The sequence below is a fragment of the Streptomyces sp. NPDC059851 genome (genome assembly GCF_042732005.1).
GTDB lineage: Bacteria > Actinomycetota > Actinomycetes > Streptomycetales > Streptomycetaceae > Streptomyces.
Map to the genome: position 1 here is coordinate 1 of NZ_JBHWJJ010000205.1, position 9,964 is coordinate 9,964.

Genomic DNA, 9,964 nt, shown 5'->3' on the forward strand with positions numbered 1-9,964 from the left:
AGCCCGAAGGGGCCGCGGGCGGGTCAGACCTTGGGCGCCGCGACGGGCACGGGCCGCCGGGCGGCCCGCGTCATGATGACGTCCACGGGCACGTGGTTCGCCTTCAGCGCCGCGTACGCGCGGCACAGCGCCTGCGTCCGGATCGGCCGCCGGCCGGCCGCCGCCGTCAGGTCGCCGGCGCACTGCAACTCCCACCGCGGGAAGCGGCGGCGCACCCGCGCCACCGGGGCGCTGGGGGCGAAGTACAGCATGGTCGTGTTCTCGTGCGGGTTGTGGGCCGAACCCTCGTACACCATTCGGCCGCTCGTCTCCAACCTGTCCGCGAGACGGGTCAAGGTGCTCTCCTCGGCCGGTTCCATGAACAGGCCCACGTGGTTCTCGAAGCCGTGGACGCGCTCCTTCGCGCCCACCTCCTCCTTGTAGGCGGGGCTGGACCGCGGGAAGAGGAACACCTCGACGTCGGGGGCCGGGCCCGCGGTGACGCGCAGCCGCGTCACCCGTATGTCCGCATCCTCGGGCAGCCAATGGCGCTCCACCAGACGGCGCTTCACGAGCACGCTCGGTATGGTGGTCGAGGCGACCCAGCCGTTTTCCTCGAAGTAGTCGAGGGCGGATTCCACGGTTTCCGGGAACAGCAGCGTCGCGCAGTGGGAAACAACGCAGCCGCTCCCTATTTCCCGTTTGAGATCGCCGGGTATCCAGGGGGGCAGGAGATAGTCCAGCGATTTCCTGGAGGCGTGGAGGGCGTAGTCAACAGCATGCTGGAGGCGCTGGACGTCGCACGGTTCGAACGTCGCGTGATGCATGTCGCAGCCTTTCTGTTGCCGACACCTGATTAAAGCCATGTCACCCATCAGGCGGCACTCGGCCGTACGCTGATCGGGTGACCGGTCCTCGTTGACCTGCACATTTCGCCTTTTGCCGGTCTCGGGGTTGTGCTCCTCGCCGAACTGCCGCATTTTTGGGCTGAAGAGGTCTCCCCTGGAGGTAGCGAGAATGTCTCGGTACGGCAGAAGGAACCCTCCGCGCATCCTGATAGCCGGTGCCGGAATCGGCGGACTGACAGCCGCCCTCAGTCTTCACGCGGCAGGGCTCGACGACGTTCTGATCGTGGAATCCTGCCCGCGCCTGCGCCCCGTCGGCGCCGGAATCAACCTGCAACCCGCCGCCGTCCGCGAATTGACAGAGCTCGGCCTCGGCGAGGCGCTCGACGACGCCGCGGTGGCGACCGCCCGCCTGGAATACCACCACCGCTACGGCGGCCTGATCTGGGGCGAGCCGCGCGGACGCGCCGCCGGCTACCACTGGCCCCAGTACTCGGTGCACCGCGCCCGCCTGCAGGAGCTGCTGGTCGCCGCAGTACGGGACCGCCTCGGCCCGGCCGTCCTGCTCACCGGGTGCAGGCTGACCGGCTACGAGAGGGGCCGGGGCCCCGGCGGCAACCCCGTACGGGCCCACCTGGAGGGCCGGCCCGACCCGGTCCCCTGCGACCTCCTCATCGGCGCGGACGGCATCAACTCCACCGTCCGCGCGGCCATGTACCCGGACGAAGGGCCCCCGCTGCGCAACGGCATATGCATGTGGCGCGGCATCACCGAAGCCGCCCCGTTCCTCGACGGCCGGACCATGGTCATCATCGGCTGCAACAGCCGGGTGAAGGCCGTCGCCTACGCGGTCTCCCGGCCGGACGAGCACGGCCGGTGCCTCATCAACTGGGTCGTGGAGAGCCGCACCGGGGACGACGGCGACACGGACCCCGCGCGGGGCGGCCCCGACTGGGAACGCGACACCGTGCCGCCGGAGACCGTGCTGGCCCACATCGACGGCTGGCGCAGCGACTTCCTCGACCTCCGGTCGGTCATCGCCGCGGCGCCCCGCATCGCCCGCTACCCGATGATCGACCGCGACCCGCTGCCGACCTGGCGGGACGGCCGCGTCGTCCTCCTCGGCGACGCAGCCCACCCCGTCTACCCGACCGGCTCCAACGGTGCCTCACAGGCCGTCGTCGACGCCAGGGTCCTCGCCTACGAACTCGCCCACCACGACGTGGACGAGGCCCTGGCCCGGTACGAGGCGGCCCGCCTGCCGCAGACAACCCGCCTCCTCGCGGCCCACCGCCGACTGGAACCCGACCCCGTCCTCCGCGAGGTGGAGGCCCTCGCCCCGAACGGATTCACCGACATCCGCCACGTCCTGCCCGAGGACAGCCTCGCCGGCATCAGGTCCTGCACCCTCCAGGTCACCGGGGTGGACGCCGAAGCACTCAACTCACGTACCTCCTGGAGCGTCGCGGTATGAACAGCCCCCGAACCCTCCGCCCCGCCACCGCCGCCGGACTGGCCTGCGTCGCCCTGCTGGTGGCGCTCCTGCCCTCGATCTGGCAGCGGCCGGACCCGCGGCCGCGCTCCGGCTCCGCCACCCGGCTGCCCACGTGCGGGGCCCGTACCGGCGCCGCGGCCTGCGTCACCCTCGGGCCGGCGGCCGCGCTCGGCCGCGGCACGGTGCGGACGTACGGCGAATACCGCAACGGCGCCCCGCAGGCGATGGGCGTGTCCCTCACCGCCTCCGCCCTCAGAGCACTGCCCTCCGCCCCCACGGACGGCAAGCACTGCCACGACGTGGACGCCGACGGCAGCACCGACCCCGCCCACGAATGCGTCGGCGGCCACAGCCGGGAGCTCGCCCTGCCCGCCACTCCGCCCGGCTCGGCCGGAACGCCCTTCCACTGGGCCCTGTTCAACTGGAACCCGCACGGGCACGACCCGCACGGCCGCTACGACGTCCCCCACTTCGACGTGCACTTCTACCTCGTTCCCCAGGAGGTCCGCGCCGGCATCCGGACCGGCGGCTGCGCCCTGCTCATCGCCTGCGACCAACTCGCCACGGCCGCCCGACCGGTCCCGGCCGCGTACCTGCCCGCCGGCTATCCCGCGAGCAGCCCGGAGACCGCCGAAGGCGCCATGGGCGCGCATCTGGACAGCCGGCCGCCGACCACCGGCACCCTCACCGGCCAGACCTTCATCTACGGCGCGTACGCGGGCGGCCTCATCTTCATGGAGCCCATGCTCACCAAGGACTTCCTGCAACGGCACCGCGACCCCGCCACCGGCCACCGCACCTGCGACCCCATCCCCCAGCCCGCGGCCTGGCGGACGTCCGGCTGGTATCCCACGCGGTACTGCACCGCGTACCGGCCCGACCAGGGCGACTACACCGTCTACCTGACCGGCTTCGCCCACTCGGCAGGCGCACCCGCGCTCGCCGCCACGGGCACGGGCGGCTGAAGCGCCGCGGGCAGCTGCGGCGCTCCGCCGCCCGGCCATCGCCCCGCCCGCGTGGCGCTGTCGCCGGTCCGGCCGCAGCCGCCACAATCGGACGCTACCCATACCGCCTCATCACCCGTTTTGGGGGCCAGTCGATGTACGCAGCCGTGGTCCACGCCCTGGGTCAGCCGCCCCGGTACGAGTCGTTGCCCGAGCCCGCCCCCGCGGCCGGAGAGGTCGTCGTCGAGGTGCTGGCGGCCGCGCTGTACCCGTTGGTGCGCTCGTTCGCGTCGGGCGGCCACTACACGGGCGGCGACGCGCTGCCGCTGGTACCCGGGTTCGACGGGGTCGGCCGGACCAAGGAGGGCGGACTCGTCTACATCCCGGGGCTGGAACCGCCCCGGGGCACGATGGCCGAGCGCGTCGCCGTACCGGCCGCCTCGCTCATGCCCGTACCGGAGGGGCTCGATCCGGCCGTGGTCGCCGCCGCCATGAACCCCGCCTCGTCCGCGTGGATCGCCCTGCGCGAGCGGGGCCGGCTGCGGGGCGGGGAGTCGGTGCTCGTCCTCGGCGCCACGGGGAACGCCGGGCGGGCCGCCGTCCGGCTGGCCCTCGACCAGGGGGCGGCGCAGGTCGTGGCCGCCGGGCGGAACCGTCAGGCCCTTCAGGCCGCGTCCGCGCTGGGCGCCGCCCGCACGGTCGTGCTGGAGGGCTCCGACGAGGAGATCGCCGACGCCTTCGGCGCCGCGGCCGCGGACGCCGACATCGTGCTGGACTACCTGTGGGGCCGGCCCGCGGAGCTGGCGCTCGACGGCATCCTGCGCCACCGCCCCGATCCGACCCGCACCCTGCGGTGGGTGCAGGTCGGCTCCGCCGCCGGGCCCGACATGACACTGCCGTCCGCGTGGCTGCGCAAGGCCGACGTGGACATCAGCGGCAGCGGACTCGGCTCGATCTCGGCCGCACGCCGCAGCGCCTGCCTGCGCGAACTGCTCACCCGGCTACCGTCCCTGGCGCCGACCAGCGAGATCGTCCCCGTACCGCTGGCCGAGGTGGAAACCGCGTGGGGAACCGAGTTGCGTTCCGGCGCCCGCATCGTGTTCGTCCCCACCGGCAGCGACGGGCCCCACTCCGGTGCGGAGCAGCTCCGCAAGGACCGCGAGGCGGTCTGACCGGAGCCCCACCGCCCCCTCGACCCGGCCGTATGTGCGAATCGGCCGGGCTGGCGCAACGATCCGGCCAGTCAGGCGGAAGGAGTACGGCCGGCTGGCAGGATCGGGCGCATGGCGAGCTTCGGTGAGCACATGCAGCGGCACGCGCCGTCCTACGTCGGCCTCGCGGCCGTGATCGGCACCGTCATCGCGGGCTACCTCCAGGCCGGAAGCGTCCTGGAGACGGGCCGGGCACAGGCCCGCAGCACCCTGGAGGCCGCACGGACCCAGGCGGCCGGCCAGCAGGCGACCGCCCGCACCGCCGAGCAGATCACCCGCTACGGAGATCTGATCCAGGCCTCGAACCGCATCCGCTTCCTGATGCAGCGCTTCGAACGGCTCGACGAGCAGGCCAAACGCGATCCCGCCGTCATCGCGGGCCTGCGGCAGGGCAACGACGACCTCGCCGCCAGGGCGGCGTCCGCGGCCGTGATCCTCGGCAGCCACACGAGCAAGTCCGTGCGCGAGAACGCACACAAGATCGCCTACACCCTCCCGTACGCGGCCCGCTGCCTGGAGACGGGCCTGCCGGGCAACGATCGCGACGGCTACCGGGTGGACTACCCGGGGCACGGGAAGGTGAGTTGCGTGGAGCTCGCCCAGTGGCTGGACGGCCACGAGAAGGCCCTGGCCGCAGAGCCCCCCGCCTTTCCCTGAGCCGGCGTCCCGTCCGGCCGGCGCGGCGGGCGGTGCCCCGTCAGGCCGCGAGGTCCCGCCGCCGGGCGTAGCGGAGACCGGCCAGGTCGGCGTGGTACAGCTCGCCGTCGTCGTTGTCCCTGACGGTGCCGCGCGCGGTGCCGCCGCGGCCCAGCTCGCGGAAGAGCGCCCGGACCCAGTAGTACGGCTGGAGCGGCAACCAGCACATGCCGCACAGCCAGCGGTACACGGTGCGCCAGAACCCGGGGCGCCCGCCGTCGGAGGCACGGATCACCCGTATCCCGGTGATCAGCTTGCCCACGCTCGCCCGGAACAGGAACGTCAGCACCACCTGGTTGACGAAGGACACGCCGATCAGCAGGGCGAGGGCGGTCAGCGGACGGCCTTCGTGGCCGCGCGCCATCACGTACGGGCCGCCCGCGGCGAGGAAGAAGTCGAGGGTGACGGCGATGCCGCGCCTAGCTTCCCCGGCAGGGCGCGGCACGCGCGGCCGGGGCGCCTGCCCGTACGGCTGCTGCCCGTACGGCTGCTGCCCGTACGGGGGCTGCTGTGCGTACGGGGGCTGCTGCCCGTACGGGGCGGGTTGCGGCTGCGGTCCGGGAGCGTGGCCGTACGGGGCCTGGGCGTAGGGGGCCTGGGCGGCGTACGGCTGCTGTGCGTACGGCGTTCGGGCGTAGGGGGGTTGGACGTACGGAGGGTGGGGCTGCTGCGCCTGCTGAGGCTGCGGGTACGGGTATTGCGGGGGGTACTGCTGGTTACCCGGTGGCGTGGTCATGCCCATATCATGCGCCACCCCACCTGCGGATCCGACCAGGCACGCGGCGTTGCTCGACAGCGCGTTCGATGCGCCGCGGCGTAGAAGGCCCCTCAGGGTGCCGCGGGTCCGTCACCCGATCGGTGCCTCCCGCCTGGCCGCAGCCGTCCGCCCGGGTTTGCCTGGACCAGGGCCAGGCCCCAGGAGGTCACACATGAAGGGTGACGACACCGCAGACGTGCCCACCGCCTTCCGTCCCCCCGCGGACTCCCACACCGATGCCCGGGAGCGGCCATGACCCCGTCCGACCCACCGCCGCCCTCGCCCCCGCCGCCTGCGCCGTCACCCTCGATCGGGTCCGCGCCCGGCCTCCAGGCCGACCCGCACGTGTCGCCCGCCGACGCCGAGCCCGTACTCCGTGCCATCATCCTCAGCCGCGGCTACGCCCGCCTGATGCTGCTCTCCGTCCTCATCGGCGTGCCCGTGGCCGCGGCCTGCTTCTTCTTCGTCAGCTTCCAGCACTACCTCCAGCACCTCGTGTGGGAGTCCCTCCCCGACGCCCTCGGATACGACCGGCCGCCCTGGTGGTGGCCCCTGCCCACCCTGCTCCTGGCGGGCCTGATCGCGGCACCGGTCATCACGCGGATGCCGGGCGGCGGCGGCCACGTGCCGGTCAACGGCCTCCGCGGAGCCCCCATGGGCCCCCGGGAACTGCCGGGCGTCGTCCTCTCCGCCCTGACCGTCCTCCCGCTCGGCGCCGTCCTCGGCCCCGAGGCCCCTCTGATGGCCCTCGGCAGCGGCCTCGCCCTGCTGTGGCTGCACGCCGCGAAGCGCCCGGTGGAACCGAAGATCCAGGCGATCGTGGCCACTACCGGGTCGACCGCGGCCATCTCCACCATCCTCGGCGGGCCGATCGTCGCAGCCCTGATGGTCGTCGAGGCGGCCGGCCTGGCCGGGCCCCAGCTCGTCGTCCTCCTGCTGCCCTGCCTGGTGGCCAGTGCCGCCGGAGCGGTCGTCTTCGACAGCTTCGGCGAGTGGACCGGCCTGCCCATCGGCGGCCTGACCCTGCCGCAGGTGCCGCCCAACACCCACCCCGACGCGGGGGACTTCCTGTGGGGCGTCCCCGTCGCGGTCGCCGTCGCGGTGGTGGTCAGCCTCGCGCACGAATGCGGCCGGCCGGTCCTCGCCTGGACCCGGCGCAACCCGGCGTGGAACACCGTGCTGGCCGCCCTCGCCGTCGGCGTCTGCATCACCGCCTACGCGCTGACAACCGGCCGTTCCCCGGAGGAGGCGGCACTCTCCGGCCAGATCACCCTGGGCGAACTCGCCGGGAACTACGCTTCCTGGCCCGTGGGCGCGCTGCTCGCCCTGGTCCTCTTCAAGGCCCTGGCCTGGGGCATCTGCCTGGGCGCCCTGCGCGGCGGTCCCATCTTCCCGGCCGTCCTGGTGGGCGCCGCACTGGCCATCGCGTGCTCGGGGCTGCCGGGCTTCGGCGCCACCCCGGCGCTCGGCGTCGGCATCGCCGCCGCGACCGCGGTGGTCAGCGGCCTGCCCCTGACCAGCGCGGTGCTCGGGGCACTCCTGCTCGGCCCCGACGCCCAGAACCAGGTTCCGCTCGTCGTCATCGCCTCAGTGGCGGCGTACATCACCAGCCGGTACGTCGTGTACCACCGGCGCCCGCCCGGCCCGGTCCTCGCCCAGCCGAAGTCAACCTGACGGCCCGATGACCACGTCCGGGTGTCGCCCGGGTCCCGGGGCGCCCTCGCAACGCCCGAACGCGTCTGCAAGGGGCACGGACCGGGTATACCCGGTGGGCTTGCTGGTGAGGTGCCAGACCCGGTCGTCGGCTTCGCAGCGGTAGTACCGGGTTTCGGGCGGGCGGGGGCCGGCCTCAGCAGCTCGGAGCGCCGACACTTCGTCCAGGGCCGCTGCGGCCCGAGCGGCAGTCGGGTACTTCACCTTGCCGCAGCGGCACTTGCTGCCACTGGCCAGGTGCTCGGGCGCTCCCGGGGGCAGGCTGAGGTGCCGGGCGAAGTGCGGCAGGTCGCCCACCCGAAGTCGCCTCCACGCTCCGACACCCGGCGCCGGGAGGAAGTAGCCGCGGGCCGACCCGCTCTTGGTCCTCCTGCGGCTGTCAGCCGTGATCATGACGACGGCTCCGGAGGTGTGGAACGCTTCCAACCGGGTGCGCAGCGGATGCACGCTGATCTCCACCTGCCAGCCTTCCCCTTCCAGCACCGGCCCCGAAGAGGCGACCTTCGCCCTGGCGGAAAGCTTCGGCGGCACGGCACCGTCACGTGCAGCCCGCTCGTCCGCAGTGAGCTGGTTCTCCCGTATGAGGGCGCGGGACACGAGGAACGCCGTGCTGGGTGGCGCAGGGCGAGCAGGCTGTCCGGACACCACGTCTCCCTCGTGTCGATCGACCCCTGCAAGGGGCCGGCCATTCTTGCAACGCCGACTCCGCGGGGTCCACCCCGGAGTCACCGGGACCGCAGAGCCGGTGGACCTCCCGGGCCCTGCTGCTGCACGCGGCACGTGCGCGTCCCGGCCGGGCCGTACGTTGATCGGTGCGCCCGCTGTCAGAGGCTGCTGGCAGCATCACCCCCGTGAACGTCATCCGTACCACCCCGCCCAGGCCGGTCGACGTCACCGCGGTCTTACCGCAACTGGCCCCACTGGCACGCCCGGCGATCCGGCTGCATCCCCGCCCCGGGTCTCCGACCCCGCACGACAGTTCGGTCGGCGGGCCGCTGCTGTGGCCCGCCGACGAGCCGTGGCCGTACTGCGACGAGTCGCACAACCAGGCCAACGACCTGTACGAGGCGTACGAGGTGCGCGTCGGTGTGGACTACGAGTGGCACGAGGGTCCGAACCCCATGGTGCCCGTGGCCCAGCTGTACGTGCGCGACGTACCCCTGCTGCGACCGCCGGGACGGGCCGATCTGCTCCAGGTGCTCTGGTGCCCCTTCGAACACGAGCCGGACCACAAGCCTCCGACCGCGCTGTTCTGGCGCTCCTCCGCCGAGGTCACCGACGTCCTCGCCGCGCCGCCCGGCCCCTTCGCCACGGAATACGACGGCTACGTGCCGCGACCGTGCGTGCTCGCACCGGAGCAGATCACCGAGTACCCCGACCCCTTGGACCTGAGCAAGGAGCTCCAGCAGCAGCTGGGGGACTGGAACAACTGGCAGTCGGCCGGATCCGCTGTGGACAGCTCCTGGGCTCCCTACCCGGAGTCCTTCTACGGCAGCCACCTGTCTCGCGCCCCCGGCTGGAAGGTCGGCGGCTGGCCCCCGTGGGGCCTCACCGATCCCGTCGCCCGGTTCTGCGCCGCCTGTGGCACCGGCATGGTGCCGCTGCTGACCATCGCCTCGGACGAATGGGACAGCAGCAACCACGATTGGATCCCGTACGAGGACCGGGCGCTCGCCGCGACCCCCGGGACCGGCGCGGCGAACCCACCCGAGGTCCAGATCTCCAGGGGCAACCATCTGCAGCTCTACGTCTGCCCGGAGTCCCCGGACCATCCGCACACCGACCTGATCCAGTGAGCCGTCGCTGACGCGGGCCCTAGCCGAGGAACGACAGCCGGACCTGGCGGTCGGGGTTGTCCTTGTTGGTGTCGACGAGACAGACGGACTGCCAGGTTCCGAGCTGGAGGTGCCCGCCGAGGACCGGCAGGGTCGCATGGGGCGGGACGAAGGCGGGCAGGACGTGGTCGCGGCCGTGACCGGGGGAGCCGTGGCGGTGCTGCCAGCGGTCGTCCGCGGGCAGCAGGGTGTGGAGGGCGGCCAGCAGATCGTGATCGCTGCCGGCGCCGGTCTCGATGACGGCGATGCCGGCGGTGGCATGGGGGACGAAGACGTTGAGCAGGCCGTCGCGGCCGGCCGCGACGGCGGAGAGGAACCGCTCGCAGTGACGGGTGAGGTCGGTGACGGTCTCGGAACGGCCGGTGGCCAGGTCGAGCACCCGGGTGGTGAATCGGTCGGACATGGGCACCATGGTGGTGCATCGCGGCGGGTGGTGCGTCCACTGGCCGGGTGGTGCGGTGGCCGGCGGGCCGCCCCACCCGTGTGGCC

At 73.1% G+C, this 9,964-nt stretch carries 10 protein-coding genes; 6 read left to right on the plus strand and 4 right to left on the minus strand.

Annotation, left to right across the window (positions count from 1 at the left end; translation table 11 throughout):
• Positions 1-23 precede the first annotated feature (23 nt).
• Complete coding sequence (locus ACFV7Q_RS36830) at positions 24-959, minus strand: hypothetical protein (protein WP_385435300.1); 936 nt, start codon at positions 957-959, stop codon at positions 24-26.
• A gap of 37 nt (positions 960-996) precedes the next feature.
• Between ACFV7Q_RS36830 and ACFV7Q_RS36835 the strand changes: the two genes are divergently transcribed.
• The 4 genes from ACFV7Q_RS36835 (at position 997) to ACFV7Q_RS36850 (ending at position 5,131) form a co-directional block, all read left to right on the plus strand.
• The gene (locus ACFV7Q_RS36835) at positions 997-2,298 is read left to right on the plus strand and encodes an FAD-dependent monooxygenase (RefSeq protein WP_385435301.1); all 1,302 of its coding nucleotides are present in this window, start codon (positions 997-999) and stop codon (positions 2,296-2,298) included.
• Positions 2,295-3,284 carry a hypothetical protein gene (locus tag ACFV7Q_RS36840; RefSeq protein ID WP_385435302.1) on the plus strand — a complete coding sequence of 330 codons (990 nt, stop codon included), beginning with the start codon at positions 2,295-2,297 and terminating at the stop codon, positions 3,282-3,284. Before ACFV7Q_RS36835 ends, ACFV7Q_RS36840 begins: the two co-directional genes overlap by 4 nt.
• 134 nt (positions 3,285-3,418) lie before the next feature.
• Positions 3,419-4,435, plus strand: a complete 1,017-nt coding sequence (locus ACFV7Q_RS36845; protein WP_385435303.1) for a zinc-binding alcohol dehydrogenase family protein — start codon at positions 3,419-3,421, stop codon at positions 4,433-4,435.
• Between the two features lie 111 nt (positions 4,436-4,546).
• A complete protein-coding gene (locus tag ACFV7Q_RS36850; protein ID WP_385435304.1) occupies positions 4,547-5,131 on the plus strand; it encodes a hypothetical protein in 585 nt (194 codons plus the stop codon).
• 40 nt (positions 5,132-5,171) lie between these two features.
• On the opposite strand, the gene ACFV7Q_RS36855 is transcribed toward ACFV7Q_RS36850, so the two are convergent.
• Positions 5,172-5,906 (minus strand): RDD family protein, encoded by a 735-nt coding sequence (locus tag ACFV7Q_RS36855; RefSeq protein WP_385435305.1) that lies wholly within the window; start codon positions 5,904-5,906, stop codon positions 5,172-5,174.
• 273 nt (positions 5,907-6,179) lie between these two features.
• On the opposite strand from ACFV7Q_RS36855, the gene ACFV7Q_RS36860 reads away from it, so the two are divergent.
• Positions 6,180-7,601, plus strand: a complete 1,422-nt coding sequence (locus ACFV7Q_RS36860; protein WP_385435307.1) for a chloride channel protein — start codon at positions 6,180-6,182, stop codon at positions 7,599-7,601.
• On the opposite strand, the gene ACFV7Q_RS36865 is transcribed toward ACFV7Q_RS36860, so the two are convergent.
• Positions 7,593-8,237: a hypothetical protein gene (locus ACFV7Q_RS36865; protein WP_385435308.1), complete on the minus strand. Its 645-nt coding sequence runs from the start codon at positions 8,235-8,237 to the stop codon at positions 7,593-7,595. The genes ACFV7Q_RS36860 and ACFV7Q_RS36865 overlap by 9 nt on opposite strands.
• A gap of 254 nt (positions 8,238-8,491) precedes the next feature.
• Here ACFV7Q_RS36865 and ACFV7Q_RS36870 point away from each other — a divergent pair, with 254 nt between their 5' ends.
• A complete protein-coding gene (locus tag ACFV7Q_RS36870; RefSeq protein ID WP_385435309.1) occupies positions 8,492-9,436 on the plus strand; it encodes a hypothetical protein in 945 nt (314 codons plus the stop codon).
• A gap of 19 nt (positions 9,437-9,455) precedes the next feature.
• Here ACFV7Q_RS36870 and ACFV7Q_RS36875 read toward each other — a convergent pair whose 3' ends face one another.
• On the minus strand, positions 9,456-9,878 hold the full coding sequence (locus ACFV7Q_RS36875; protein WP_385435311.1) for a YjbQ family protein: 423 nt from the start codon (positions 9,876-9,878) through the stop codon (positions 9,456-9,458).
• Positions 9,879-9,964: the final 86 nt, after the last annotated feature.